Raw genomic sequence first — 26,907 nt, 5'->3', positions numbered from 1 at the left:
GCGGATACTTGGCTCTTCGTCCATCCAGCCGCCGAGCCTGCTATGAACGACAGTACCGACTTCAGCCTCTCGGGTCACTGGGCGGTGCTCCCGCCTGACCCGGACCCGACCGAGACCGATGAGTGGCTGGAGGCGCTCGATGCGGTCATCGAGCGCGAAGGCCCCGACCGCGCCACTTTCCTGCTGCGCAAGGTCTTCGACCGGGCGCGCGTCCTGGGCGTGGCGCTGCCGCCGGTCTGGAGCACCCCCTACTGCAACACCATTGAGCTGGCCGAGCAGCCGCAGTTTCCGGGGACGCTGGAGACCGAGCAGCGGCTGGTCGCCCTGGTGCGCTGGAACGCCTTGGCGATGGTGGTGCGCGCGAACAACGTCTCCATGGAGCTGGGCGGTCACATCGCCAGCTACGCCTCCGCCGCGGACCTGTTCGAGGTCGGCTTCAATCATTTCTTCCGTGCCGGCCAGGCCGGGGACCTGGTGTACTTCCAGCCCCATTCCGCGCCCGGCGTCTACGCCCGCGCCTTCCTGGAAGGGCGGCTGAGCGAGAACCAGCTCGACCACTACCGGCGCGAGGTCGGGGGGGAGGGCCTGTGCTCCTATTGCCACCCCTATCTGATGCCGCAGTTCTGGCAGTTCCCCACTGGCTCGATGGGGCTCGGCCCGCTCCAGGCCATCTACCAGGCGCGCTTCATGCGCTATCTGGAAAACCGTGGGATCAGCGACACCGCGGGTCGCAAGGTCTGGGCCTTCGTCGGCGACGGCGAGATGGACGAGCCGGAGTCCCAGGCGGGGCTGTCGCTCGCCGGGCGCGAGCGGCTGGACAACCTGATCGTGGTCGTCAACTGCAACCTGCAGCGCCTCGACGGTCCGGTGCGCGGCAACGGATCCATCGTGCAGGAGCTCGAAGGGCTCTTCGCCGGGGCCGGCTGGAACGTCATCAAGCTGCTGTGGGGCGCGGACTGGGACCCGCTCTTCGCCCGCGACCACGACGGCGCGATTTTGAAGCGCTTGGCCGAGACGGTCGACGGCGAGCTACAGCAGTACGCCGCCACCGACGGGCGCTTCAACCGCGAGCACTTCTTCAACAAGTACCCGGAGCTGCGGGCGATCGTCGCCCACCTCTCGGACAGCGACATCGACCGGCTCAAGCGCGGCGGCCACGATCCGGTGAAGATCTACGCCGCCTACCACGCCGCGGTCGCCCACCGGGGTCAGCCGACCGTGATCCTGGCCCAGACCAAGAAGGGCTACGGGATGGGCCACTGGGGTCAGGGCAAGATGGGCGTCCACGGGCAGAAGAAGCTGGAGGCCGAGGCCCTGCTGGCCTTCCGCGACCGCTTCGAGCTGCCGTTCTCCGACGCCGACGTCACGGCCTTAAGCTTCTATCGGCCGCCCGCCGACAGTCCCGAGATGAAATACCTGCACGCCTGCCGTCAGGCGCTCGGCGGCTATCTGCCGGCGCGCATCGCGCAGGGTCCGGCGCGGGCCGCGCCGGTGCCGAGCGCCTTCGCCCGGTTTCTGGAGGGCGGGCATGAGCGCGAGGAGTCCACGACCATGGTGTTCGTGCAGATCCTCTCCCACCTGCTGCGCGACCCGGCGCTCGGTCCCACCCTGGTGCCCATCGTCGCCGACGAGGCGCGCACCTTCGGGATGCAGGCGCTCTTCCGGCAGGTTGCCATCTACTCCTCGCTCGGGCAGATCTATGAGCCGGAGGACAAAGACGAGTTGCTCTATTACAAAGAGGCCCGCGAGGGCCAGATCCTGGAGGAGGGCATCACCGAGGCCGGCGCCCTGGCCTCCTGGATCGCCGCCGCCACCAGCTACAGCACCCACGGCGTGCCGATGCTGCCCTTCTACATCTTCTATTCCGCCTTCGGCTACCGGCGCATCGGGGATCTCGTCTGGGCGGCCGGCGACTCGCGCTGCCGGGGCTTCCTGATCGGCGCCACCGCGGGTCGCACCACCCTCTCGGGCGAGGGCCTGCAACACCAGGACGGCTCCAGCCACCTGCTGTACTCGGTGGTGCCCAACTGCGTGGCCTATGACCCCTGCTACGGCTACGAGCTGGCCGCCATCGTACGCGACGGCATGCGGCGGATGTATGAGGACCAGGAGGACTGCTTCTACTATGTCACGGTGACCAACGAGAACTATGCCCACCCCGCCATGCCGGACGGCGCGCACGAGGGCATCCTGCGCGGCATGTACCGACTGCGGGCGGCGGCGGACAGCCAGCGCGGGCCGCGCGTGCAGCTCCTCGGTGCCGGTACCCTGCTGCGCGAGGCGATCGCCGCCGCCGAGCTGCTGGAGCGCGACTGGGGCGTGGCCGCCGACCTGTGGAGCGTCACCAGCTTCACCGAACTGCGCCGCAACGGGCTCGACGCCGAGCGGCGCAACCGGCTGCACCCAGGCGCCGCGCTTGTCCTGAGCTGGGTCGAGCAGTGTCTGACGCCGACGGTAGGGCCAGTGGTCGCCGTGAGCGACTACCTGCGCTCGGTGCCGGATCTCATTCGCGCCTGGGTGCCGCGCCGCTATGTCGCCTTGGGCACCGACGGGTACGGGCGTAGCGACACCCGCGCGGCGCTGCGCCGCTTTTTCGAGGTGGACCGGCACCACATCGCGCTGGCGGCGCTCAAGGGACTGGCCGACGACGGCGTGCTCGATCCATCCAGGGTCGAGGAGGCCATCGCTCGCTATGGCATCGATACGGGGGGCGCGAATCCTTGGGATTGCTGACCGGCCGTCATGCCGCGGTGCCGCCTGGGTTTCGCTCCCTGCTTGCAGCTAGGCCTCGATTGGCCTAATTTGACCGAATTAGACCAGTCTCTCCGGAATTCCCATGCAAAACGTTTCCGCCCACGACGCCAAGGCCCGTTTCGGCCAACTGGTGGACACGGCCCGGAGCGAGCCCGTCGTCATTGAGCGCCACGGTCGAGCCGTCGCTGTCGTGGTCTCCAAGGAGGAGTACGACGAGTTGAACGACATCAAGCTCCGGCAGCTCCGTGCGGAGATCGACCTTGGGCTCGCGGACCTCGAGCGCGGCGCGTGCACCCATTACGAGGCTGAGGATCTGCCGAAGCTCGCCGCACGGATCAAGGCCGCCGGCCGCGAGCGACTCGCCAGGAAGTGATCTATCGGCTTTCCTCCAGGGCGGAAGCGGACCTCGCTGAGATCTGGGTCTACTCCGCCGAACAATGGATGCTCGATCAGGCCGATCGCTATGTCGATGCCTTGGTGAGCCGTTTCCACTGGCTCTGCGACAACCCTTTACTCTGGAAGGCTCGGCCGGACATCGCCGACGGGCTCTATAGCTACCCGCAGCAGAGCTATGCGATCTACTTTCGAGCTCACCGACATTAGCACAGAGGAGTCGCAGTCGATTTCGCCTAGCTCGCCCGCTTTGATGTGTTCCCCCGTGGCTCCAGCCGCAGCCGGGTAAGGCCCACCCGGAAGACCTCTCCGTATCCGATCGCGGTCGGCGCGGCGACGCGCAGCGCCCGCCCAAACTCGCCCAGGAAGGTCCCATTGGCACTGCCCGGGTCCTCGATCCACCATGCATCGCCGCGCCAGGTCAGAACGGCATGCCGGCGCGATGCCTCCGGGTCCTCCGGGATCGCCACCTCGCACTCCGCAAGCCGCCCGATCCGGACCTGCGGGGGATCGCCAACCGCCGACACGGCCAAGACCTCCCCGTCACGGGGACCGCTCAGAAAGCGCAAGACCAGCTCGATCATTTCTGCGTATCCTCTTGCCGGAAAGCGATCTCAGTGCCGTCGACTACCGCACGCACCGCGCCCGTCCCGATCCGGCCGGAGAAGATGGCATCCACCAACGGCTGCACGATTCGCCTATCCAGCTCCCGCTCCAGCGCGCGCGCACCCATGCGGGGGTCGAACGCGGCATCCAGGATTCCGACCTTGACCGGCTCGTCGACGACGAGCTCCACCCCGTGGCCACGGCGGAATCGCTGCGCCTTCTCCGCCAGCAATTGGTCCAGGATGGCGGCCAGCCCGTCGAGCCCCAGCGGCCGGAAACCCACCACGTCGCCGATCCGGTTGACCAGCTCCGGGCGCAGGAAACGCTCCGCCAGGCGCCGCAGATCGTCCGGTCCGGCGTGCGCGTCATCGACCGCATCGGTACCCAGGTTCGAGGTCAGGATGAAGACCGCGTTGGAGCAGTCCACCGGACGCCCGCGGTTGTCCGCGATGCGCCCGTCGTCGAAGACCGGCAGGAAGACGTTGAATACGTCCGGGTGTGCCTTCTCGATCTCGTCGAGCAACACGACGCTGTAGGGCTGGCGCCGCAATGCCTCGGTGAATTGCCCGCCGCTCTCGCTGCCGACATAGCCGCGCGGCGAGCCGATCAGGTTCGCGACCGTGTGTGCGTCGTGGTACTCGTTCATATCGAAGCGGACCAGCGCCTCCGGGGTGTCGAACAGGAAGGCCGCGAGCTCCTTCGCCAGCAGGGTCTTGCCCACTCCCGAGGGCCCGATGAAGAGCAGCACGCCGATCGGCCGATTCGGGGCCTTGACCCCGGCGAGCGCGGAGCGCACCCGCCGACAGACGGCCTGCACCGCCTCCGGCTGGCCGACCACGCGCCGGTTCAAGCTCAACTCCATCTCGGAGAAGCGCTCCTGCTCGGCGCGCGTCAACCGCTCGGCCGGGATGCCCGTCCAGTCCGCAACCACCGCCGCCAGGTCGGCCGTATCGACCCGCCCGGTCCCCCTCACGACCGCGTGCGCGCACGCGAGGTCGAGTGCATCGATCGCCTTATCCGGCTGCCGGCGCGACTTCACGAACCGCCCGGTCAGCGAGACCGCCGCGCGCAGTGCGTCCGGGCCGATCTCCAGGTGCTGACCGCCCTCGGCATGGCGCGCCACGATGCGTTGGGCCACCGACCGCAGCACGCCCAGCGTCGCCTCGGCGGACAGCTCGGCGATGGTCACGGGCGTGAAGCGCCGCTCCAGCGCCGGGTCTTTGCGGATGTAGCGGTCGTACTCGTCCTGGGTCGTCGCGCCGATACAGGAGACCTCGCCGCGCGCAAGCACCGGCCTGAACATCTGTGCCCCGTCGGCGACGATGCCCTCGGCCTTGCCGGCGCCGATCAGCGTATGGATCTCGTCGATGAACAGCACGACCTCCGGCGCCGCCTCGGCCTCCTTGAGGATCTTCGTCACCCGCTCCTCGAACTGTCCGCGGTACTGGGTCCCGGCCGTGAGCTCCCCCATGCCGAGCTCGACGATCCGCCAGCCGCGCAACAGCGGCGGGACCCGGCCCTCGGCGATGCGCAGGGCCAGACCCTCGACGATGGCGGTCTTGCCGACCCCCGCCTCGCCAAGCAGCAGCGGATTGGATTTCTGGGTCCGGGCCAGGACGGTGACGATTTGGTCGATCTCGCGCTCGCGCCCGAGCGCGTCGGACAGGCGCCCCAGCCGGGCGAGGCTCGTGAGGTCGCGCCCGAAGCGGTCCAACATCGGGGTCGGCGCGGTCGCAGGTCCCTGGGCCGGGACTATCGCGGGTCCCGCCTGACCCGGATCGGCCGCGGTCGGCGCGCGGGCGCCGTGCGGCGATGCCAGCCGGGTCGCATCCGGCTCTGCGGCCGGGCGGGCTCCGCCCGCCAGGATCCCCAGCAGATCGTCCGGCCGACGGCCGAACGAGCACAGATAGCGCACCGGCAGGGACTCACCCTCCTCCAACAGGGCGCGCAGCAGGCGGGGCTCGTCGAGCGTCCCGTCCGGGCCGTCGGCCGCGGCCCGGTGCAGCACCCCGAGCAGGCGGGGCGTCGGCGTGGGTGCATCCGCGGCGCCCCGCCCCTGGCCGGTCTCGCGCCGCATCAGGTCGCGCACGGCCACCGGGTCGAGACCGATGGCCCGCACCAGCCGCTCGGTCTCGCCGCCGCGGCGCAGCAAGGCGACGAACAGGTGCTCGATGCCCAGATAGGAATGGCTCAGGCGGCCCGCTTCCGCGCGGGACTCCGCGAGCAGCGGGCCAAGGCGCCCGAGCGGTTCCGTGGCGTTGTCGGCGGATGGCCTTCGATCAGTCACGATTCAGACTCTTGGTGTAGTCGTCGAGCACCGCGGAGGCGCGACCGTCGCTGGCCAGCGCCTATTGTCCGCGCCGGAGGGCCTGCAGCACGAGCTCTTTGTTGCGCAGTGCCGGGACATAGCGGTCGTCAATGGCAAGCGCCCGGTCGCAGCAGACCAGCGCCTCGCCATAGCGCTTGAGCTCCCGCAAGGCGTCGCACTTGCGATCCAATACGTCGAGCTGGCGCGGGTCGATCGCGAGCATCCGATCGTAGCATGTCAGCGCCTCGGCGTAGCGCTTGAGGGCGCTTAACACGGAGCCCTTGTTGTACCAGGCATTGACGAAGCGAGGATCGATGGCGAGCACCCGGTCCCAGCAATCCAAGCTTTCTTCGCGGCGACCCAGTCGCTGCAGGACGATACCCTTACTGAACCAGGTCGCGAGACTGTCCGCGTTGATGGCCAGCGCCGCGTCGTAGCAGGCCAGCGCCTCCTCGTAGCGCCCGAGCCCCTCCAACGAGGTACCCCTGGCGAGCCTCACGTTAGCCTTGCCGGGCTCGAGGGCAAGCGCCCGGTCGTAGCAGACCAGCGCCTCCTCCTGGCGCTTGAGCCGCCACAGTGCCTTGCCCTTGCCGAACCAGGCGTTGAAGGAGGCGGCGTCGATGGCGAGCGCCCGCTCCTGGCTGGCCAACGCCTCGTCGTGGCGCGCTAGCAGCAAGAGCGTGTCGCCCCTGACGCTCCATGTTTGGGCGTCGCTCGGGTCGATGGCGAGGAACCGGTCGTAGCAGAGCAGCGCTTCTTCATCGCGCATGAGACGTTGCAGCGCGACGCCCTTGTTGAACCATAGGTTGGCCCAACCCTCATCAATGGCGAGCGCGCGTTCGTAACTGGCAACGGCCTCCGCGTAGCGCCCGAGCGATCGCAATACGTCGCCCCGGTCGCTCCATCCACCGGCACCGCCCGCGTCGATGGCGACCAGCCGGTCAGAGCAGACCAGCGCCTCGTCGTAGCGCCCGAGCCAGCGCAATACGGCGCCCTTGCCGTGCCATGCGTAGACGTAGCCCGCATCGATCGCGAGCGCTCGGTCATAGCAGGCCAGCGCCTCCTCGCGGCGTTCGAGAGCGCGCAACGCCGCGGCCTTGCCGTTCCACAGCCCGACGGCGCCCTCGTCGATGGCAAGTCCCCGGTCGAAACAAGCCAGGGCCTCGTCCCAGCGTTGGCGTTCGAGAAGCAAAGCGCCTTTGTTGTTCCAAGCGGAAACGTAGCAAGGGTCCCTGGCGAGCGCCAGCGCACAGCAGGCGAGCGCCTCGTCGTGGCGCCGCAGACGCCAAAGTGCGACGCCCTTATCGTGCCATGCGGGTGCGTTGTCCTCGTCGATCGCCAGCGCCCGATCGCAGCAGGCTAGCGCCTCTTCGTGGCGGTTGAGAGTCAGCAACGAGGTACACTTGCCTCTCCATGCGGCGACGCTGCCCTGGTCGATGGCGAGCGCCTGGTCAAAACAGTCGAGTGCCCCCACGGCGCGTCCGAGATGCTCCAGAACGTCGCCCTTGATGCACCATGCCGCGTCGAAATGTCGGTCGCGTACGAGCGCCCGATCGCAACAGACGAGCGCCTCTTCGTGGCGCTTGAGGCGCTCCAACGCGAGGGCCTTGTTACTCCAGGCAACGACGCAGTCCGCGTCGATGGACAGCGCCCGGTCGCAGGCCGCGAGCATCTCCTCGAATCGCCCGATCTGGGCCAGCGAATAGCTCGCGTTCACCAACTCGACCAGATCGAGCCCGACGACTCCGAAATCGAGCACCAGCGCCTGCCCGGTCAGGCGCCGGCGGCAACCGGCGAGCGCCTCGACCGCCTCGTCCCAGCCCGATGGGCGCTGCTCGGGCCGCTTCGCGAGACAGCGCAGCACGAAGAGCTCCAACTCGTCGGGCAAGGCCGGGTTGAGCCGGCTGGGGGTCAATGGCTCGCGCGCCAGGTGGGCAGCCTGCCACTCGTCCACAGTCGTGGCCGGGAACAGCCGATGGGCGGTCAGCATCTCGTAGAGGATGCACCCGAAGGCGTAGAGGTCGGTGCGGGCATCGAGCGCGCTCTCGAGCCACTGCTCCGGGGCCATGTAGGCCGGGGTGCCGGCGTCCGTCTCGGCGGCGCAGACCAGTCCGAAGTCGGTGACCATGGCGTGCCCCGACGGGTCCACGAGGACGTTGGCGGGCTTGAGATCGCGATGCACCAGACCGGGGATCCGGCGGACCGCGTGCGCCATCCCCTGCGCGATCTGCAAGGCCTGCTCGAGCGCCACCGGCATGGTCAGCGACGGGTGTCCGAGCCAGCCGCGCAGATCCGCGGCCATGCGCTCCCGGCCCTGGATGTACTCGGTAATCACGAATGCATCGCCGGCGAAGCGGTCGACCAGGTAAGCGCGCACGATGTGCGGGTGCTTCTCCAGGCGCACCCAGACGGCCGCCTCCTCTTCGAAGAGTCGGCGCATCTGCGCCTCGCCGGCGAAGTACGCGCGCAGCGTCTTGAGCGCCCGGGGAAGCTCGGTTTTCCGATCGAAGCAGCCGTAGACCACGCCCAGGCTGCCGATGTGCAGGGCCAGGACCTCGTAGCGTCCGCCGATGACATCGCCGATGCGGTAGCGCTCCGGCTCGGTCGCGGGCCCCGCGGCCGACGGCGGCTCGCCCGCCCCGAGCGCGCGGGATTGGTAGGCCCCGCCCGCGATTCGGGTCGCGTCCCCGGGTGCGTACGCGAAACGGCTAGCGGCCGCAAGGCGGGTCGCGTCGCCCGGCGGTATCTCGTTCGCGCCGAGCGGGCGGATGCGGGTGGCGTCGGCTGAATCGGTCATCGGTAGCGCGCTCCATGGGTTGTGCGGGTCGACGGCGGGCAGACACCGCGGGGGACGCCGGATAGTGTGGCACGGCGATGCCTTAGATTGGCTGAGCGGACGCCCCCCGCCATCGGTGGAGCGGAAAACCAGGTTAGGCTCTCTCCGCAGCAATGCCGCAGTTTGGCGATACCGCGCGACCCTTACCGACCGGCACGCGGGGCTCGGAGCCCCCGCTCGGACGGGTGCCCAGAGCGATTTCAGGCTAGGGTTGCAGCACCGCTTCGTCAGCATCGAAAAGCCGACCCGAATTCTCGATCGCCCAGGCAGCGGTCTCTAAGCGAACATCGTACCCCAGGTTCGGACGTTTGATGTCGACCGCGACCGCACCACCTTACCTGCTGCGCAAGCTCTAGCGACCGGGCGCGGGCGCTACGTGTAGCGCTGCCGCCAGTCTGGAGCACCCCCTCCTGCAACACCGTCGCGCTGGCCGGGCAGCCGCCGTTTCCGGGCACGCTGGAGACCGAGCAGCGGCTGGTCGCCTTGGTGCGCTGGAACGCTCTCGCGATGGTGGTGCGCGCGATCAACGTCTCCGCCGAGCTGGGTGGTCACATCGCCAGCAACGCCTCCGCGTCGGATCTCTTCGAGTTCGGCTTCGATCATTCTCGAAAGCCCCGGCATCGTCCCCACCGCGACAACGCGATCCTCACCGGTGAAGATCTACGCCGCCTACCACGCGGTGGTCGCCCACCCGGGGTCAGCCGACCGTGATCCTGGCCCAGACCAAGAAGGGCTACGGGATGGGCCATTGGGGTCAGGGCAAGATGGGCGTCCACGACCATGGTGTTCGTTCAGAACCTCTCACACCTGCTGCGCGATCCGGTGCTTGGCCCAACGCTGGTGCCCATCGTCGCCGACGAGGCGCGCGCCTTCGGCATCCAGGCGCTCTTCTGGCAGGTCGCCATCTACTCCTCGCTCGGGCAGCTCTACGAGCCGGAGGACAAGGACGAGCTGCTCTATTACAAGGAGGCCCGCGAGGGCCAGATCCTGGAGGGGGCATCACCGAGGCCGGCGCCCTGGCCTCCTGGATCGCCGCCGCCACCAGCTACAGCACCACGGCGTGCCGATGCTGCCCTTCCACATCTTCTATTCTGCCTTTGGCTACCGGCGCATCGGGGACCTCGTCTGGGCGGCCGGCAACTCGCGCTGCCGGGGCTTCCTGATCGGCGCCACTGCCGGTCGCACCGCCCTCTCGGGCGAGGGCCTGCAGCACCAGGACGGCTCCAGCTACCTGCTGTTCTCCCTCGTGCCCAACAGCGTCGCCTACGACCCCTGCTTCGGCTATGAGCTGGCGGCCATCGTGCGCGACGGCATGCGGCGGATAGTCGAGGACCAGGAGGACTGCTTCTACTATGTCACGGTGACCAACGAGCACTACGTCCATCCTGCCATGCCGCAGCAAGCGCACGAAGGCATCCTGCGGGGCATGTACCGGCCGCGGGCGGCCGAGGACAGCCGGGGCGGGCCGCGCGTGCAGCTGCTGGGGGCCGGTAACCCTGCTGCGCGAGGCGCTCGCCGCCGCCGAGCTGTTGGCAAACGACTGGGGCGTGGCCGCGGACCTGTGGAGCGTCACCAGCTTCACCGAACTGCGCCGCGACGGGCTCGACGCCGAGCGGCGCAACCGGCTGCACCCGGGCGCGGCGCCCGTGGCGAGCTGGGTCGAGCACCGCCCGGCGCCGACCTTGGGGCCGGTCGTCGCCGTGAGCGACTACCTGCGCACGGTGCCGGATCTCATTCGCGCCTGGGTGCCGCGCCGTTACGTCGCCTTGGGCACCGACGGGTACGGGCGCAGCGATACCCGCGCGGCGCTGCGCCGCTTTTTCGAGGTGGACCGGCACCACATCGCGCTGGCCGCGCTCAAGGCGCTCGCCGACGACGGCGCGCTTGAGCCATCCAGGGTCGAGGAGGCCATTGCGCGCTATGGTATCGACGTGGGGGGCCCGAATCCTTGGGATTACTGATACGCCTTCAGGCGTCCCCGGCCGACGCGTCGTCCGCACCGATTGGTCGTCGCGAAATCGGGGAACCGTGGTCTGTCCCTGAGGTATCCGAATGACCTCGCCATGCCCGCGGCTTAGCAGGCAAATGGTGCAGGTTCTGCTCCCCGGGCTGACCTCGACCTGCCCCCGGCGCTGACCTCGATCCTCGCTTTTCGCGGCCCCATTTTCACCCGGCGCTCAGCTATCATAGGCTTGTCGATCCGACTGGTGAGGGGCAACCGATGAGCAACGATAGAGTTTCCTGCGATCCTAAGGTGATGATGGGCAAGTCTGTGGTCGCGGGCACGCGGGTCACGGTCGAGTCCATCTTGGAGCGGCTGGCGGCCGGGGAGTCCGAGACGCAGATCTTGGAGGCGAATCCGCGGCTCACTCCCGCGGATGTTCGCGCGGTCCTGCAATTTGCCGCCGAGACGCTCCACGGAGACCGCATTTGTCCGCACCAGATCGCCGCCTAGGTAACGGCTGTGAATCTGGTTGCCGACGAGAACGTGGACGCGGCGATCGTCTCGGCGTTGCGTGATGCCGGCCACGTGGTCACCTACGTGCGCGAGCTGGATCCCGGAATCGACGACGAACGGGTTCTGCGCCTGGCAGACTCCGAGCGGGCGCTGCTCCTGACCTCGGACAAAGATTTCGGCGAGTTGGTCTTTCGCCAGCGCCTCCTGCATTCGGGTTCGAGCGCTTCATGCGCAAGCAGAACATCCGGGATGCAGCGCTACGCGATGCGGTCCATCGAGCGGAACAAGGTCTGGATGAGCAACTCGCGGCGCTGATCCGGAATGACCACTTTTCGGAGGTTGACGACGATGACGAAGCAGTACCGTAGCGACGCGCTGGCCTCAATCCACGAAACCATGGAGGCCATCCACGAGGTGGGCGCCATCGACAATCAGACCATGCGCGAGTTCGACGACTCATGCCTGACACCGGTCGAATCCCTCTCGCCCGGGGCCATCCGGGCGCTGCGCGAGCGTGAGCATCTCTCTCAGCCAGTCTTTGCCCGCTACCTCAACGTCAGCAAGAACCTCGTCTCGGACTGGGAGCGAGGCGTCAAGCGCCCCGGTGACCCGGCGCTGCGGCTCTTGACCGTCATCGAGAAGAAACGGATTCAAGCTATTGCCTGAAAAACTGGCCACGACAAGAAGCGACGATAAGGGCTCCGACAACAAGGGCGCTGACCCTGATGTATGTTCCGTGTCCCCGGAACTCCCAATCAATGTGCAAAAACATATGCAAAGTGATTTTCCAACACTGAGACTCCCAAAACGATTTGAAGCGCTCGAACGAGAAGCCAAGAACACAGGTGCAGCTATTTCTCAGCTAGTTCAAAGAATAGACAGTGCTACAGCTAGGATTGAAACGTTGGTGCGCCAAGTTAGGGATGGAGGATTGCGGCGATTCGAGCTTTTTCTTGGAAAGTCCGGATCGGGGAAGATCACGTTCTTTAAGACGCTAGGCCATTTTTTTGAAGGAATTAATATTCACCCGATTGATAAAGATCTCGCGCTAAATCAGCTGTGCGATTACATAAGAGGGCGGCAACTATTGAACCCTTCTAGGGTGTCGGTATATGTTCTATACGATAGGGATAATTTTCGGATTACGCTCGATGAAGCAAAGGAGTTTTTTGAAAGTTTGAGGATGCTTTTCAGGGAAGAAGAGGGGCGAGTCGTAATAGCTTAGCCGATTACAGACGAAGGCACTGCAAAGACCCTTTCAGAAGCCGGATGGGAAATCGGCCGAAATAGCATTGTAGATGTCATAACAAAAGGGGTATTCGCTTTTGCGGGTGTTCCAAGAGATGTTTATTACGAGATTTCAGATCTAACTACAAGGAACTTGGCGCCCGGGCAATCTCTTGAAACGTTTGGACTGACAAGCGAAATAGCAGCGCCACTAATACATGACTCTCAAACTATAGCAGAGTTCTATTTTAGGCTTGAAGTCAAGTCAGCGGAAATCAATGGTACATATAAAGATATCTTGAAGGAAAAAGTGATACCTCACGTATGGATACTTGTTGGAGGCGATAACAACAAAGACCTGAATCTCACGGTATCAACGCTTACGCAGGGCACGGAAAAGCAGGTAGCTATTGATAGAGTCCTAAAGTTTCTTGACGACCCGAGCAATAATTCATCATACCTCAGCCAAGGCTATTAATGAAATACTGGATGCCGAGAACATTGCTTGCCAAGTTACCCCCGAAAAGCAACTGACGGGCGGGAACTTGAAGCCGGATATTCTTATCGAGATTAAGAATGGCGATGTATACTGCCTGGAGCCAACGTGGCGCACCACGGGCGCCGAAGTTCAGGGTGAACTGGAAAAGAAGCAAAATACTCTATCCGTCGGACATATACAGAAATATCTTCTGGATAAAGTGATCGACTATGTAAAAGAACTCGGAATGTGGGCGCGTAATCAGGGACGGACCACGTTTAGTCGTCAAGAATGGTGATATCGATGGGCGGAGAATAAAACGTGATCTCTTCCCTATTACTTCCAGACCTTGGCGTCATGCCGCCTCGTTGTCCAACGACCGGAGCTTATCGAAGGTATCTGGGTACTGACGCACCATCAGGATCAGCGCCGCGGCCTGTGCGTTGGGCGTTGCACGCCCCTGCTCCCAATTCTCCAGGGTGCGCGTCGCCACGCGCAGCCGGCGGGCGAAGACCGCCCGCGACACATTCAGGCGCTCCCGGGTCTCCCGAATCAGCGCTGCATCGACCCGCAGCGGCGGCAGGTCTTCCGCCTCGATCGTGCGCAGGGTGATCTTGCCCTCCCGTTGCGCCTGCATCGCCCCCACACCATCCATGATCTCGGCGGACAGATTGCGTTTACCCGTCATCCAGATAATCCGGGAGCAGGCGCGAGAAGACCGGGGTTTCAAAGAAGACGAGTTTCACGGGCGCAGTATACGCTCATTGCGTACAGTGCGATCTCGCCCATGCTTTCGCTTGCCCTTCGCGCCGACCCCGCCGGTCGACAGGAGGTCGGGGTGTCCCAAGCCGCCCGATTACGCCGATGTCGAGGTGCTCGAACTGCTCGACGGGCTGGAGCCGACGCGGTTGCCGGAGTGGGCGCGCGAGCCGGCGGCAGCCGATGCACCCTTTGCCGTTGCGGTGTCGTTCCCTGGCGAGCATCGGGGCTTTGTGCTGGAAGTGGTCGAGCGTCTTGCCGAAGTCCTCGGACGCCACCGGGTTTTCTGCGACGCGTGGTAGGAGGCCCGGCTGCTCGGCAGCGGCGGCGACCTGAAGCTTCAGGCGTTCTACCAGGAGGCCGAGCTTGTTGTGCCCTTCTTCTCGGAGCACTACGCCAAGCCCTGGTGCGCCATGGAGTGGGAGACGATCCGCGGTATCCTACTGACGCGCCGCGCAGAGGATGCCGTCATACCGGTCCATCTGGACGACACCGAGATCCCCGGCTGGCCGGCCGTGGGCGTCGGGATCAAGCCCAAAGGCCGAACGGATCGCGGAACCGATCCTGGATGCCTACCGGCTGCGTCATCCGGCACTGTGACGGAATTCGCGTAGGGCGGAACGCGATAGCGGTTTCGCCTGCTATAGTGGAGTTTGAGAACCAGTCGATAGCACGAGTCCCTCCGGCATGATGACGATTCCCGATTTCCTGGCCTACCAACCGACTGGGTACGATATTTGCCTTTGTCATGGCGGTGGGTGCCCCCATCGCGCGCTCTGCTTGCGCTATCTGGCGGAGCCCGGCAATCGTCAAGATGCATTTGGCACGCCCCCAGTGGATCAAGAGGGGAATTGCACTGAATTTCGCGACGCCCGCGAGCCTTTTCGTCAGGCACTGCGTCACTCAGCGATAGAATATGAAGCCTATCTGCTGGCCACACAAGGCGCCACCTACGCAGACTGTCTCTGGCGATTGGCGCAGACTGATTTGCGACTTGAGCAATTATACGACTCACCCGCAGCCACCGCGCCGCTCGCGGAGCATGAGATTCGCGACTGCGCCTACTCTTCATGGCAGGTATGCATGATACCTATCCATGAACTGCACTGGATCATGGCGGAGCGCCAATTGGTCCTGAGGGCATTACGTCTGGCAGCGGGAGCGACGGATGCGTGAAAGCATCGCGGCAGGTGGGTGAGGCGCGCCTGCTAGTCCGGCCCGTGCAGCTCCGTGCCGCGCGCCTTACTCACCCGAGGTGGACGTTTCCGTGGCCGGTCTTGTGATCAAGGCCCCGGTAACCGGCGAGGCCTCGTCGCGGCTGACGGCCGCTCCCACGGGGCGCTGGGCGAATCCACTATGCCCCGCGCAGTTGTTGCTGGACTGCGCTGTGCTTGTTCACCCTACGGACCCTGGCCGGGAGCAGTTGCGCTGGCTCCCAGGCCCCGCGGCGGTGAAAATAGGGTGCCAGGTACCTCGTCCATGCCAAACGTCAGTGAGCGCCAACATCCCATGTCCCAGCCAGTCCCAGATATCTCGCTAAAATACCTGAACCTTCTGGCGGAGAAATATCCGTCGATCCAGGCGGCATCCACGGCCATCATCAACCTGACGGCCCTGTTGCAGCTGCCCAAGGGGGCCGAGCATTTTCTCTCCGACGTGCATGGCGAGCACGAGGCCTTTGAGCATGTCGTGCGCAATGGCGCGGGGTCGATCTGGCGCAAGATCGACGGCATGTTCGGTGACTCGATGACCAAGCCCGAACGGCGCAATCTGGCCACCTTGATCTACTATCCCGAACTGAAAGCGCCCCTGATGCTGGGCTCCGTCGCCGATAAGGACGAGTGGAGTCGCCTCACCCTGATCCGCCTGGTGAAGTTTTGCCGCAGCCTCGCCGGCAAGTACCGCCGCTCCACGGTGCGCAACTTTTTGCACAGTCACCTGGCTGAGACCATGGAAGAACTGCTGTACGACCAGGAGGGCGTCGCGTCCAAGGCGGCCTACTACCAGAGTCAGATCGACACCATCGTCGCCACCGGCAGTACCCTGACCTTCATCATCGCGCTGGCCGAACTGATTCAGCGCCTTGCGGTGGCCAGGCTGCATATCATCGGCGACATTTATGATCGTGGCCCGGGCGCCCACATCATTCTCGATTCGCTGATGCAATACCACCAGGTCGACATCCAGTGGGGCAATCACGATATCCTGTGGATGGGCGCGGCGGCCGGCAGCGATGCCTGCATCGCCAACGTGATCCGCTTCTGCCTGCGCTACGGCAACATGGAGACGCTGGAGAACGGTTACGGCATCAGCATGTTGCCCTTGGCCTCATTCGCGCTTGAAGCCTACCGCGACGATCCCTGCGCATTGTTTGGTCCCAAACTGCCCAAGGACCACAACTTCACCAGTCAGGAAATCCGCCTGCTGGCGCAGATGCAGAAGGCGATCGCCATCATCCAGTTCAAACTGGAGAGTCAGGTGATCAAGCGTCGTCCGCACTATCTGATGGATGACCGCCTGTTACTCGATAAGGTCGATTATGCGCGCGGCGTGATGACGCTCGACGGGGTGGAGCACCCATTGCTCGACACGCAGTTTCCGACGAGCGATCCGGCCAACCCCGATGCCTTGACGCCCGAAGAGCACGCGGTGGTCGAGAAATTGCGGCAGTCCTTTGTCAATAGCCGCAAGCTTCAGCAACACACCCGCTTTCTCTTTGCCAAGGGCAGCCTGTATCTGGTCCATGACGGCAATCTGCTGTATCACGGCTGCGTCGCCATGAACGACGACGGTGAGTTCCGCGCCTTCAATGTCGACGGCGAGTCATTTACCGGCCGGGCCTTTCTCGACCGGGTCGATCGGCTCTCCCGGCAAGGCTATTTCGCAATCGATAACCCGGCGCAGAAGCAGTACGGCATGGATGTGATGTGGTTCCTGTGGTGCGCGCCCCAGTCGCCGCTCTTTGGTAAGGAGAAGATGGCCACCTTTGAGCGCTATTTTCTCACCGATAAGGCAACGCACGCCGAGCGGCGCAACCCGTATTATTCCTTGCGCGACAACGAAGACAGCGCCCGCAAGATTCTTACCGAATTCGGCCTCGACCCGGACCACGGCTGTATCATCAACGGCCATGTGCCGGTCAAGGTGGTGAAGGGTGAGCGACCGATCAAGGCCAACGGCAAGCTGATCGTGATCGACGGCGGCTTCTCGCGTGCCTACCAAAAGGAGACCGGCATTGCCGGCTACACGCTGATCTCCAATTCGCGGTATCTGCTGCTGGCGGCCCACCAGCCATTCGAGTCGACTGAAAAGGCGGTGTCGGAGGAGCTCGATATCGACACCGAGATCGAGGTGATTCACACGTATCCGCGGCGCATGCTCATCGGCGATACCGATCGTGGCCGCGGAATCCAGGAACAAATCGACGAATTGCATGCGCTGTTGCATGCCTACCGCGAGGGGTTGATCAAGGAGCACCGACTCGATGACTAAAACGCTTGGTTATGCGGCCCAGGGCGCCACCACGCCGCTGGCCCCTTTTCACTTCGAGCGGCGTGCGGCCAGCCCCCGCGACGTGCAGATCGAAATCCTCTACTGTGGTGTGTGTCATTCCGACCTGCACATCGTCCGCAACGAATGGCAGAACACCGTCTATCCGGTGGTGCCGGGGCATGAGATCGTCGGTCGGGTAACCCATGTCGGCGGCGATGTCAATGCTTTCAAGGCGGGCGATCTGGTTGGCGTGGGCTGCCTGGTCGATTCATGCGGAACCTGTCCCGACTGTCGGGAGGGCCTGGAACAGTATTGCCCGACCTTCACCCTGACCTATAATAGTCCAGACGCGCATACCGGTAAGATGACCTGCGGCGGGTATTCCAACCAGATCGTGGTGGATCAGGGCTTTGTGCTGCGGGTATCGGATCGGCTGCACCTGCCGGGGGTCGCGCCGCTGCTCTGCGCCGGCATCACCACCTATTCGCCGCTGCGCCAATGGCAGGTGGGCAAGGGCCAGAAGGTCGGGGTGGTCGGCTTGGGCGGGTTGGGCCACATGGGGGTGAAATTTGCCCATGCCTTCGGTGCCCATGTGGTGCTGTTCACCAACTCCCCGGGCAAGACGGCCGATGCCTATCGGCTGGGTGCCGCTGAGGTGGTGATCTCGAAGCACCCCGATGAAATGGCACAGCACCTCGGTAGCTTCGACTTTATCCTCGACACGGTGGCCGCGCCGCATAATCTGGATGCCTATCTGGAACTGCTCAAGCGCGACGGGACCCTGTGTCTGGTCGGGGCACCGGCGACGCCACATCCGTCGCCGGCCGTCTTCAACCTGATCTTCAAGCGTCGCCGGCTGGCCGGATCGCTGATCGGCGGTATCCGCGAGACCCAGGAGATGCTCGACTTCTGCGCTGCGCACGGCATCGTCGCCGACATCGAACTCATCCCCATTCAGAAGGTTGACGAGGCCTATGAGCGGATGCTCAAGAGCGACGTGAAATATCGGTTTGTCATCGATCTGGCGTCACTCAAGCCGGCCGGCGCCGGTGTGTGAGGCAAAGCCGCCGGGCGCGCGGCGATGACGGCGATGAAATATCTGGCCGCCTATCCCGCGCCGCTGGTCGAGCGAGTGCGCCGGCTCATGGTTGAAGGCCGGCTCGCGGTCCTGCTGGCGGAGCGTTATCCGACGCGGCATGCGGTGCGTACCGATGCGTTGCTTTATGCTTATGTGGCCGAACTCAAGGCGGCTCTTATGCGCAAGGCGCAACCGCTGTCGCGGGTAAGCTTTGACAACCGACTGCACCTGGTGCACCACGCGCTCGGTACCCATACCACCATCGCGCGGGTGCAGGGCGGGAAGCTCAAGGCCAAGCGGGAGATTCGCATCGCCGGGGTGTTCCGCGACCTACCGCCGGAGTTTCTGCGCATGGTCGTGGTACACGAGCTGGCCCATCTCAGGGAGCGGGAGCACGACAAGGCGTTCTACCAGCTCTGCGTCCACATGGAACCCGACTATCACCGCTACGAGTTCGATCTGCGGGCCTATCTGTGCCATGTGGACGCGGGCGGGGCGGCGTTGTGGCCGGCGTCACTGGCTTGATTCTCAGCGCGCTAGGGTGCCGACACCAGACGTAGGGAACTCATTCCATAGTCGAGGACGCCCATCGCCGCGCAACGCCGGGCAGCTGAGCAGACCAAGAAATATAGGTGGCTGTTTTATCAAGTGATCGCGATTGCGTCGGGCGGCGATCGGTGTTGGCACAGCACGTGCTTCATACCAGGCAAGCGACCGAGCAGGCAGGACGCTACACCGCCAAAGACCCGAACCCGCCAGTCGTATTGAACAGTCAATGCGAATGGCGGGAGAGGGGGCGGAATGACTCACTAAATGCCTCACGGCGTCATTTGAGATCCGATCGGTTTGCTCCAATCGCACTGCATGTGCATTCGTTCCGACGTTCAGAGGGTTAAGAAAATGGCAAAAGTCGCCAACTCCACCGATTCTTCCAGTCTGGCCGAAGTCGTTGACCGTATCCTGGACAAGGGCATCGTGATCGACGCGTGGTTGAAGGTCTCGCTGGTCGGTATCGAGTTGCTCGCCGTTGAGGCCCGCGTGGTCATCGCCTCGGTCGAGACCTACCTGAAGTATGCCGAGGCCATCGGCCTCACCGCCCCTGCAGCCGCTCCGGCCTGATTGAGCCGTTCGCCCCTTAAGGGTGCCGCGAGGATGCGCAACGCATCGACTCCTTAGCCAGCAGCGCCGCCGCTCCCAGTCAGGGCGTCGGCCCGACCAAAAGCTGCACCGGCCAGGCCGGCACCCGCGAACTGACGGTGCGCTGTTGCCCAACAGACGCCGTCAGTGACGACGATGCAGAGGGCGACGAGATCATCTCGCCGCGGTGATTCGGGTAGAGTAAAGTCTTGCGCCAGTCTCCTCCTCAGCAGTGCCGGACATCATCCGGAGAATATAATGAACTACACGACGTACGACAAAAAGGCTCATGGCGCTGCCATGATGGCAGAGGCGATGGCGCTGCTGCGCCACATCGACGCGCAGCACAGTCACGAAGACATCAACGAGGGTCCGCAGGAGCGCGAGACGCGCCTACGGCTGCGGACCGCGGCCCGGCAGTTGGTGGCCCGGATGATCAAGGATCTGCGGGCGTCCGAGCGCGATCAGGGGCAGGTTTCGTTTTGCGCGACGGCTTGGTAAGCCCGCTTACAGGCCCCGCAGAAACGCGAGCATGCGTCCCTCCAGCCAATACTGGGGCCGCCAGGGTCTGGACCCGGCGACGAAGCCGACGTGTCCGCCGTGGCGGCTCAGTTCCAGGGTGACACCGGGGCCGAGTTCGTGCTCGAAGGGGACGGTGGCGGGGAACATGAAGGGGTCGTCCAAAGCGTGGATGATCAGGGTCGCCGTGGTGATGGCGGGCAGGTAGCCGCGGCAACTGGCCTGGCTGTAATAGTCGAAGACACCGGCAAAGCCGCACAGTGGGGCGGTGATCCGGTCGTCGAAGTGGTTGAAGTCGTGGATTGTCGCCAGGTCGATGGTGAGCGGGCAGGGTAGGGCGGCGAACTTACGTCGGAAGGCGTGCTTGAGCCGATCGACCAGGTAGCGCCGGTAGATGCGGGAGGCGCCCTGATCCAGGCGCAGCATCGCGTCGCGTAGGACGAAAGGGGCCGAGACCGCGATTGCGGCGCCGAGCAGTGGGCCCCGTGGGTCGCCCGCCGGGTAGCCGCCCCGTTCACCCAGGTATTTCAGCAGCAAGTTCGCGCCCAGTGAAAAACCGATGGCGGCGAGCGGCGTGCCCGCCGGGTCGCGGGCCAGGTGGGTCAGGACCTCGTGCAGGTCCTCGCTGGCGCCCGAGTGGTAGCTGCGCGCGAGCCGATTGGGTTCATCCGAGGCGCCGCGCAGGTGCATGAAGATCGGGCAATAGCCCGCCCGGGCCAGGGCATCCAGCAGAGTCCCGGCATAGTGTGACCGCAGATCGCCCTCCAACCCGTGAATCACCAGCACGCGGGGGCCGCTGCCCGCGCCCAAGGCCAGGTCGATGAAGTCGCCGTCTGCCAGGTCGATGCGGCGGCGCGTGAGCGTCAGGTCGGGCCGGCGCCGCGTGAGGCTCGGCCAAATGGTCTGGAGGTGGGGGTCGGGGAGCCACCAGGCCGGGCGGAAGTGACTCGTGACGATGTGGCCCATGGCGGCGGTTCCCGGCGTTGGTCTCGTGGATTGGGGCGATGTCGGTTAACCGAGCAAGTCGGCGGCGATGTTGACGGTCAGGGCTAGCAGCGTGGTATTGAATGCGAAGGCGATCATGCCGTGGGCCATGACCAGTCGCCGCAGGCGGGTCGTCGCCAGCCCAACGTCTGCCGTCTGGGACGTCATGCCGATGACCATGGCGAAATACAAAAAATCCATGTAGACGGGTGATTCCTGGTCGGGAAACTCAAGCGGGGGGGAGGCGTTCCGGCTCAGGGAGGCGTAATAGTCGTGGGCGTAGTGCAGGGCGAAGGTCGTATGGACCAGCAGCCAGGAGGCGATGAATGTCACCGCCACCAAGCCGAGCAGCAGTTCCTGCTGTGTCGTTGGGAGTTTTTTCAGGCCCGACAGTACCATCACGATGGCAGCAAGACTGGCCACCGCGGCGGCCACGGTCAGCATCAGCACCAGCTTGGCACCGTCGTCCTGCACACGGGCGCGCTCCCTCATCTGTTCGACCGGGGTACGGCTGAACATGAGCCATGCCAGCACGAGGTAAAGTCCGGCGCCGATATCCCAGGTGATCAAGGCGCGGGTTGTTGGTTCGAGTGTCACCGGCAGCACCGACAGTACCGGATAGACGGCGGCGCCGATGAACGTTGAGATGGCCAGTCGCGGGCGCACGCTGATATGGTGCAACAGCTTGGCGAGTGGGAAATTAGCGTAATTCATCGGTTGCCTGCTTGGACCCTATTGCTGTAGCACCAAATGAGCCGGGGTGTCCCGCCCCGGGACCTGCTGCGTCACTGGGGGCGGGGGCCTTCGCGGGTTGGTGCGGCCTTTCTTCGCTGCTGAAGGCCGCTCCCACCTCGGACCTTTATCTTCCGGGATGGAGGGTCGTTTCGCCATGGTCGTTAGCTGGTGGCAGTTGGTCGCTTCTCAACCAAGGTTCGGCGACCTGTTCGCGGCTCCATATATCTGCTAGCCTGTGGCAGCCTGGGGGCGTTATGGTGCAGGTCCAAAGGGCTGGAGTGTCCTCGTTCCATCGCCCCGGCATCGGCGTCGCGGCGTCAATTGCGATGAACACTACCGAAACAGAGGCTAAGCCATGTCAGAATATTGCGTCATTAAGCTGGAACCGTGCCCGACCTGTGGCGGCACAGGGCAGCTTGCTGCCGGTTGTTGGGCAAAATATCAGGAGTTGATCGGTGGCGGCAGTGACCATCAAACGGCCGCCGTCATGGCGTACCGTGAGCTCATGCCGAGCATCGCCGAAGCAATCGCAGATGAATTTCAAACTGCGGAACAACTTCAGGAGCTCTCGCAGTCCCCTTGTCAGGTCTGTCATGGCAGCCGGTACGAGGAGTCGCGGGCGTCCCTGAGCGAGGCCCTCGACGCGCTCGGCCGCTAGCCCGCGTCCCCGCGGTCCGGCAGGGGGACGCGCGGACGGCGCTGCAGCGTCGCGGCCGGCGGCGCCGAGTGCGAGCCCGGCGCCGCCCGCGTATCAGGCCAGCAGCTTCTGTTTGAGCAGGTCGTTGACCTGCTGCGGGTTGGCCTTGCCCTGACTCTGTTTCATGACCTGGCCGACGAAGAAGCCGAAGACCTTGTCCTTGCCGGCCCTATATTGCGCCACCTGGTCCTGGTTGGCGGCGATGATGGAGTCGATCAGCGATTCGATGGCGCCGCTGTCGGTGATTTGCTTGAGCCCCTGGTCGGCGATCACCTGGTCTACGGTCATTTGACCCCATTGCTCAGAGGTGACCGACGGTAGGGAAATCGACTGCGGCAGCGGCTTCCCCCCGTCCGCATCGCAGCCTGCGGTCCACAATACCTCGAAGACCTGTTTGGCGATCTTGCCGGAGATGGTCCCATCCTGGATGCGGCGGATCAGGCCGGCCAGTTGCTCGGCCGACAACGGACTTGCGCTGAGTTCCAGACCGGACTTGTTGAGTGCCGCGGTGAGTTCGCCGCCGATCCAGTTGGCCGCGAGCTTGGGCTCACCGCTCCCCTCTGCGACCGCCTCAAAGAACCCCGCCAGGTCGCGGCTGGCGGTCAGCAGGTTGGCGTCATACTCCGTGAGCCCGAAGTGTGCATGAAAGCGCTCGCGCATGGCGTCCGGCTGTTCGGGCAGGTCCGCGGTGGCCTCACGGATGAAGGCGTCATCGAGCTCAACGGGCAGCAGGTCCGGGTCCGGGAAATAGCGGTAGTCGTTCGCCTCTTCCTTGACCCGCATGGTGCGGGTCTCGTCGCGGTCCGGGTCGTAGAGACGCGTTTCCTGCACCACCCGGCCGCCGGCCGTGATGAGGTCGATCTGGCGCTCCACCTCGAACTGGATCGCCCGCTCCAGGAAGCGGAAGGAGTTGATGTTTTTGATCTCGGCCCGGGTGCCGAGGGTGGCCTGACCCAGGGGGCGCACCGAGACATTGGCGTCCACCCGGAAGGACCCCTCCTGCATGTTGCCGTCGCTGATCGCGTTCCAGCGCACGATCTGGTGGATTTTTTTCGCGTAGGCCACGGCCTCGGCGGCGCAACGCATGTCAGGCTCGGAGACGATCTCCAGCAGCGGCGTGCCGGCGCGGTTGAGATCGATGCCGGTGGCGCCGTGGAAGTCCTCGTGTAGCGACTTGCCGGCGTCCTCTTCCAGGTGCGCCCGGGTGACCCCGATTTCGCGCACCGTACCGTCGTCCAGCACGATCTCGATCCGGCCCTCGCCCACGATCGGGGACTCGTATTGGCTGATCTGATAGCCCTTGGGCAGGTCAGGATAGAAATAATTCTTACGGGCAAAGACCGAGCGCTCGGCGAGTTCCGCGTCGATCGCTTTGGCGAAGCGCACCGCGAGCCGCACCGCCTCGCGATTGAGCACCGGCAACACGCCCGGCAGCCCCAGGTCGACGGCGCACGCCTGGGTGTTGGGCGCGGCCCCGAAGCGGGTGGGCGCGCCCGAGAAGATCTTGGACTGAGTCGCGAGCTGGGTGTGGATCTCGAGACCGATGACGGTTTCCCATTGCATCGTCTGTGTTACCTGTGGGATCGGGGGAAGGACGTCTTGGGTGCCATTCTTGCACAATCTCAAGGTCTGGCAACGGCAACGCAGTGCGCGGCACCGGGAGTGCAGTCTCCCAATGCGGCCCCGGCCGGTCTCCCGCACGCGATGCCGCTGTGACCTGAGCGGCTTCGCCACACGGGTGGGTCGGGCGTGCCGCGGCCCCGCCACGAGCGCAGGACTCTTCTTACGCGGTCTGTCATGCTAATCTTGACTATATCATTACTGATCGCGCAAGCCTGGATCAATTGAAATCAGTTGGTTACGGACTCCAGGCTTGTGAGATCGTCCTCTCCTCCACTTAGACCGCCTTGTCCCAGGTCACCACAGGATCACCGGATGCCCACGTCTGCCCACACTAAATTCAGCCGCAGCGAGCCGAACGAACAGCTCTTCGCGACCCCAGCGCTCGCGATGGACGAGGCGGGAATCGCCGCGGATTTCCGCCGTTACTACGCCCACACCCTGGGCCGCGACCGCGACAATCGCTCGGCCTACTATGCCTACAAGGCGCTCGCGAATACGCTTCGTGACCGTTTGATGGAGCGCTGGAAGCGCACCCGGCAGGCCCATGACGAGGCCGGTTGCAAGCGCACCCACTACCTGTCGCTCGAGTTCCTGATGGGGCGCACCCTGTCCAACGCCTTGTTGAACCTTGGCGTTGACGCTGTGACCGAGAGCGGGTTCAGCCTCATGGGCCTGCACCTGGAGGAACTGGCCGGCTGCGAGCCGGATGCGGGGCTGGGCAACGGCGGCCTGGGTCGGCTCGCCGCCTGCTTCCTGGACTCCTGTGCGACCCTGCAACTGCCGGTCAAGGGCTACGGTTTGCGCTACGAATACGGCATGTTCCGCCAGTTGATCGAGGACGGCGCGCAATTGGAAGAGCCGGACCACTGGATGCGCGACGATAACCCCTGGGAACTGCGGCGCCCGGAATATACCCAGCGCATCCCGTTCGGCGGGCGCACCGAGCGGTTCAAGGAACACGACGGGCGCCCCGTCGTGCGCTGGGTGGATACCCATGACGTGCTGGCGGTGCCCTATGACGTCCCGATTCCCGGCTATGAGAACGATACCATCAATACGCTGCGGCTGTGGAAGGCGGCCGCGACCGATGAGTTCGACCTGGGCGAGTTCAATGCCGGCAGCTATCCGGAGTCGGTGGCCCAGAAGAACGCCGCCGAGCACATCACCATGGTGCTCTACCCCAACGACGCCAGCGAGAACGGCAAAGAGCTGCGGCTGCGGCAACAGTTCTTTCTGGCGAGCGCCAGCATCAAGGACGTGCTGCGCGAGTGGGTACGGCTCAATGGCGAAGACTTCACCCAGTTCGCGGCCAAGAATTGCTTCCAGTTGAACGACACCCACCCGGCCATCTCGGTGGCCGAGTTGATGCGTCAACTGATGGATGAGCATGCGCTGCTGTGGGACGACGCCTGGGCGATCACCAGCAAGACCATGGCCTATACCAACCACACCCTGCTGCCGGAGGCCCTGGAGCGCTGGCCGGTATGGCTGTTCGAGCAACTTCTGCCACGGCTGCTGGAGATCATCTACGAGATCAACGCCCGCTTCCTCGCCGAGGTGGCCAGCCGCTGGCCCGGCGACAGTGACCGCCAACGCCGCATGTCATTGATCGAGGAGGGCGATGTCAAGCAGGTGCGGATGGCCTATCTGGCCATCGTCGGCAGCTTCTCGGTCAACGGGGTGGCGGCACTGCACTCCCGGCTGTTGGTGGAGGGCTTGTTCAAGGACTTCCATGACCTCTGGCCGAACAAATTCAACAACAAGACTAACGGCGTCACGCCGCGGCGCTGGTTGGCACTGTGCAACCCCGGGCTGCGGGCGCTGTTGGACGAGACCATCAACGACGGCTGGGTCCATGACCTGGACCGGCTCAAGCGGCTTGCCCCTTATGCCGAAAAACCGGCGTTTCGCGCGCGCTGGCACGACATCAAGCAGGCGAACAAGCAGCGGTTGGCGCAGACCGTCGCAGACCTTTGCGGGGTGGAGTTTCCGCTCGATGCCATGTTTGATGTCCAGGTCAAGCGCATCCACGAATACAAGCGCCAACTCCTGAACATCCTGCATGTGATCCACCTGTACAGCCGCATCAAGCGCGGCGATATTGGGGAGTGGACGCCGCGCTGCGTGTTGTTCGGCGGCAAGGCTGCCCCCGGCTATTACATGGCCAAACAGATCATCAAGCTGATCAACAATGTGGCGGCGGTGGTCAACCGCGACCCGGCGACCGCGGGGCTCCTGCGGGTGGCCTTCATTCCGGATTACCGGGTTTCGCTGATGGAGGTCATCGCCCCCGGGACGGATCTGTCGGAGCAGGTCTCCACCGCCGGCAAGGAGGCCTCGGGCACCGGCAATATGAAGTTCATGATGAATGGTGCAGTCACCATCGGTACCCTGGACGGGGCCAATATCGAGATCCGGGAGCAGGTGGGGGATGAGAATTTCTTCCTGTTCGGGCTCACCGCGGCGGAGGTCGAGGCGCATCGCCCCGGCTACGACCCGCTGGGCATCATTGCCCACGACCCGGCGCTGCTGGAGGTGATGAATCTGCTCGATTCCGGGCACTTCAACCAGTTTGAAGGCGGCATCTTCGACGCCGTGATCCACAGCATCCGCAACCCCTATGACCCCTGGATGACTGCCGCCGATTTCCGCGGCTATGTCGAGGCCCAGGAGCAGGCGGCGGCGGCCTATCGGGACCGGGAGCGCTGGTTGCGCATGAGCATCCTGAACACCGCGCACAGTGGGCACTTCTCCTCGGATCGCACCATCGCCGAGTACAACCAGGACATCTGGCACATGGAGGCGGTGCCGCCGGTGCCGGTG

26 protein-coding genes and 1 pseudogene are annotated in these 26,907 nt (G+C 64.6%); 19 read left to right on the top strand and 8 right to left on the bottom strand.

The annotated features are described in order from the left end of the window. The first annotated feature begins 42 nt into the window (after positions 1-42). The 3 genes from mdeB to QZY44_RS10170 all read left to right on the top strand — a co-directional run bounded on the left by mdeB (position 43) and on the right by QZY44_RS10170 (position 3,357). Entirely contained in the window at positions 43-2,733 is a 2,691-nt protein-coding gene (mdeB, locus tag QZY44_RS10180) for an alpha-ketoglutarate dehydrogenase (RefSeq protein ID WP_295445776.1), read from the top strand. 103 nt (positions 2,734-2,836) lie between these two features. Further along, positions 2,837-3,127, top strand: coding sequence for a type II toxin-antitoxin system Phd/YefM family antitoxin (locus QZY44_RS10175; protein WP_295445774.1), 291 nt, complete (start codon positions 2,837-2,839; stop codon positions 3,125-3,127). Continuing rightward, on the top strand, positions 3,124-3,357 hold the full coding sequence (locus QZY44_RS10170) for a type II toxin-antitoxin system RelE/ParE family toxin (protein WP_295445772.1): 234 nt from the start codon (positions 3,124-3,126) through the stop codon (positions 3,355-3,357). Before QZY44_RS10175 ends, QZY44_RS10170 begins: the two co-directional genes overlap by 4 nt. A 26-nt stretch (positions 3,358-3,383) precedes the next feature. Here QZY44_RS10170 and QZY44_RS10165 read toward each other — a convergent pair whose 3' ends face one another. From QZY44_RS10165 to QZY44_RS10150, 4 genes are all read right to left on the bottom strand, one after another. Continuing rightward, positions 3,384-3,731 carry an FHA domain-containing protein gene (locus QZY44_RS10165; RefSeq protein ID WP_295445770.1) on the bottom strand — a complete coding sequence of 116 codons (348 nt, stop codon included), beginning with the start codon at positions 3,729-3,731 and terminating at the stop codon, positions 3,384-3,386. After that, the gene (locus QZY44_RS10160; protein ID WP_295445768.1) at positions 3,728-6,040 is read right to left on the bottom strand and encodes an ATP-dependent Clp protease ATP-binding subunit; all 2,313 of its coding nucleotides are present in this window, start codon (positions 6,038-6,040) and stop codon (positions 3,728-3,730) included. Before QZY44_RS10160 ends, QZY44_RS10165 begins: the two co-directional genes overlap by 4 nt. Positions 6,041-6,101: 61 nt before the next feature. Next, on the bottom strand, positions 6,102-8,858 hold the full coding sequence (locus QZY44_RS10155) for a serine/threonine-protein kinase (protein ID WP_295445766.1): 2,757 nt from the start codon (positions 8,856-8,858) through the stop codon (positions 6,102-6,104). Between the two features lie 411 nt (positions 8,859-9,269). Beyond that, complete coding sequence (locus QZY44_RS10150; protein ID WP_295445765.1) at positions 9,270-9,500, bottom strand: hypothetical protein; 231 nt, start codon at positions 9,498-9,500, stop codon at positions 9,270-9,272. Positions 9,501-9,575: 75 nt separating this feature from the next. Here QZY44_RS10150 and aceE point away from each other — a divergent pair. The 6 genes and pseudogenes from aceE to QZY44_RS10120 all read left to right on the top strand — a co-directional run. Next, positions 9,576-10,858: pseudogene (gene aceE / locus QZY44_RS10145) on the top strand (pyruvate dehydrogenase (acetyl-transferring), homodimeric type); the annotation flags it as partial. 260 nt (positions 10,859-11,118) lie between these two features. After that, the gene (locus QZY44_RS10140) at positions 11,119-11,352 is read left to right on the top strand and encodes a DUF433 domain-containing protein (RefSeq protein ID WP_295445763.1); all 234 of its coding nucleotides are present in this window, start codon (positions 11,119-11,121) and stop codon (positions 11,350-11,352) included. 9 nt (positions 11,353-11,361) lie between these two features. After that, complete coding sequence (locus QZY44_RS10135; protein ID WP_295445761.1) at positions 11,362-11,670, top strand: DUF5615 family PIN-like protein; 309 nt, start codon at positions 11,362-11,364, stop codon at positions 11,668-11,670. Positions 11,671-11,703: 33 nt separating this feature from the next. After that, on the top strand, positions 11,704-12,021 hold the full coding sequence (locus QZY44_RS10130; protein WP_295445760.1) for a DNA-binding transcriptional regulator: 318 nt from the start codon (positions 11,704-11,706) through the stop codon (positions 12,019-12,021). Beyond that, complete coding sequence (locus QZY44_RS10125) at positions 12,014-12,580, top strand: hypothetical protein (RefSeq protein WP_295445758.1); 567 nt, start codon at positions 12,014-12,016, stop codon at positions 12,578-12,580. The genes QZY44_RS10130 and QZY44_RS10125 overlap by 8 nt, the downstream gene beginning before the upstream one ends. Before the next feature lie 433 nt (positions 12,581-13,013). Next, positions 13,014-13,358, top strand: a complete 345-nt coding sequence (locus QZY44_RS10120; protein WP_295445756.1) for a hypothetical protein — start codon at positions 13,014-13,016, stop codon at positions 13,356-13,358. A 57-nt stretch (positions 13,359-13,415) separates the two neighbouring features. Here the strand turns inward: QZY44_RS10120 and QZY44_RS10115 are convergent, their stop codons facing one another. Continuing rightward, complete coding sequence (locus QZY44_RS10115) at positions 13,416-13,748, bottom strand: helix-turn-helix domain-containing protein (RefSeq protein WP_295445754.1); 333 nt, start codon at positions 13,746-13,748, stop codon at positions 13,416-13,418. A gap of 184 nt (positions 13,749-13,932) precedes the next feature. On the opposite strand from QZY44_RS10115, the gene QZY44_RS10110 reads away from it, so the two are divergent. The 8 genes from QZY44_RS10110 (at position 13,933) to QZY44_RS10075 (ending at position 20,027) form a co-directional block, all read left to right on the top strand. Beyond that, positions 13,933-14,121 (top strand): hypothetical protein, encoded by a 189-nt coding sequence (locus QZY44_RS10110; protein WP_295445752.1) that lies wholly within the window; start codon positions 13,933-13,935, stop codon positions 14,119-14,121. 69 nt (positions 14,122-14,190) lie between these two features. Beyond that, on the top strand, positions 14,191-14,433 hold the full coding sequence (locus QZY44_RS10105; RefSeq protein WP_295445750.1) for a hypothetical protein: 243 nt from the start codon (positions 14,191-14,193) through the stop codon (positions 14,431-14,433). 73 nt (positions 14,434-14,506) lie between these two features. Continuing rightward, positions 14,507-14,995: a hypothetical protein gene (locus QZY44_RS10100; RefSeq protein ID WP_295445748.1), complete on the top strand. Its 489-nt coding sequence runs from the start codon at positions 14,507-14,509 to the stop codon at positions 14,993-14,995. A gap of 303 nt (positions 14,996-15,298) precedes the next feature. After that, complete coding sequence (locus QZY44_RS10095) at positions 15,299-17,311, top strand: fructose-1,6-bisphosphatase (protein WP_295445746.1); 2,013 nt, start codon at positions 15,299-15,301, stop codon at positions 17,309-17,311. Continuing rightward, positions 17,304-18,368 carry an NAD(P)-dependent alcohol dehydrogenase gene (locus QZY44_RS10090; RefSeq protein WP_365303893.1) on the top strand — a complete coding sequence of 355 codons (1,065 nt, stop codon included), beginning with the start codon at positions 17,304-17,306 and terminating at the stop codon, positions 18,366-18,368. Before QZY44_RS10095 ends, QZY44_RS10090 begins: the two co-directional genes overlap by 8 nt. Positions 18,369-18,401: 33 nt before the next feature. Beyond that, positions 18,402-18,914: a YgjP-like metallopeptidase domain-containing protein gene (locus QZY44_RS10085; RefSeq protein WP_295445744.1), complete on the top strand. Its 513-nt coding sequence runs from the start codon at positions 18,402-18,404 to the stop codon at positions 18,912-18,914. A gap of 375 nt (positions 18,915-19,289) precedes the next feature. Next, entirely contained in the window at positions 19,290-19,508 is a 219-nt protein-coding gene (gene gvpA, locus QZY44_RS10080) for a gas vesicle structural protein GvpA (RefSeq protein ID WP_020503491.1), read from the top strand. Between the two features lie 276 nt (positions 19,509-19,784). After that, positions 19,785-20,027: a hypothetical protein gene (locus QZY44_RS10075; RefSeq protein WP_295445742.1), complete on the top strand. Its 243-nt coding sequence runs from the start codon at positions 19,785-19,787 to the stop codon at positions 20,025-20,027. Between the two features lie 6 nt (positions 20,028-20,033). On the opposite strand, the gene QZY44_RS10070 is transcribed toward QZY44_RS10075, so the two are convergent. Further along, a complete protein-coding gene (locus tag QZY44_RS10070) occupies positions 20,034-21,011 on the bottom strand; it encodes a hydrolase (RefSeq protein WP_295445740.1) in 978 nt (325 codons plus the stop codon). Positions 21,012-21,056: 45 nt separating this feature from the next. Continuing rightward, complete coding sequence (locus QZY44_RS10065) at positions 21,057-21,743, bottom strand: DUF1345 domain-containing protein (RefSeq protein WP_295445738.1); 687 nt, start codon at positions 21,741-21,743, stop codon at positions 21,057-21,059. A 376-nt stretch (positions 21,744-22,119) separates the two neighbouring features. On the opposite strand from QZY44_RS10065, the gene QZY44_RS10060 reads away from it, so the two are divergent. Next, positions 22,120-22,422 carry a hypothetical protein gene (locus tag QZY44_RS10060; protein ID WP_295445736.1) on the top strand — a complete coding sequence of 101 codons (303 nt, stop codon included), beginning with the start codon at positions 22,120-22,122 and terminating at the stop codon, positions 22,420-22,422. A gap of 93 nt (positions 22,423-22,515) precedes the next feature. Here the strand turns inward: QZY44_RS10060 and gatB are convergent, their stop codons facing one another. Next, on the bottom strand, positions 22,516-24,024 hold the full coding sequence (gene gatB / locus QZY44_RS10055) for an Asp-tRNA(Asn)/Glu-tRNA(Gln) amidotransferase subunit GatB (RefSeq protein ID WP_295445734.1): 1,509 nt from the start codon (positions 24,022-24,024) through the stop codon (positions 22,516-22,518). Positions 24,025-24,471: 447 nt separating this feature from the next. Here gatB and QZY44_RS10050 point away from each other — a divergent pair. After that, a partial coding sequence (locus QZY44_RS10050; RefSeq protein ID WP_295445788.1) for a glycogen/starch/alpha-glucan phosphorylase occupies positions 24,472-26,907 on the top strand: 2,436 nt, incomplete at its 3' end.

The organism is uncultured Thiodictyon sp., assembly GCA_903837595.1.
Classification (GTDB): domain Bacteria; phylum Pseudomonadota; class Gammaproteobacteria; order Chromatiales; family Chromatiaceae; genus Thiodictyon.
The sequence above is the reverse complement of the archived record's forward strand: the minus strand, read 5'-3'. Positions and strand labels throughout refer to the sequence as shown.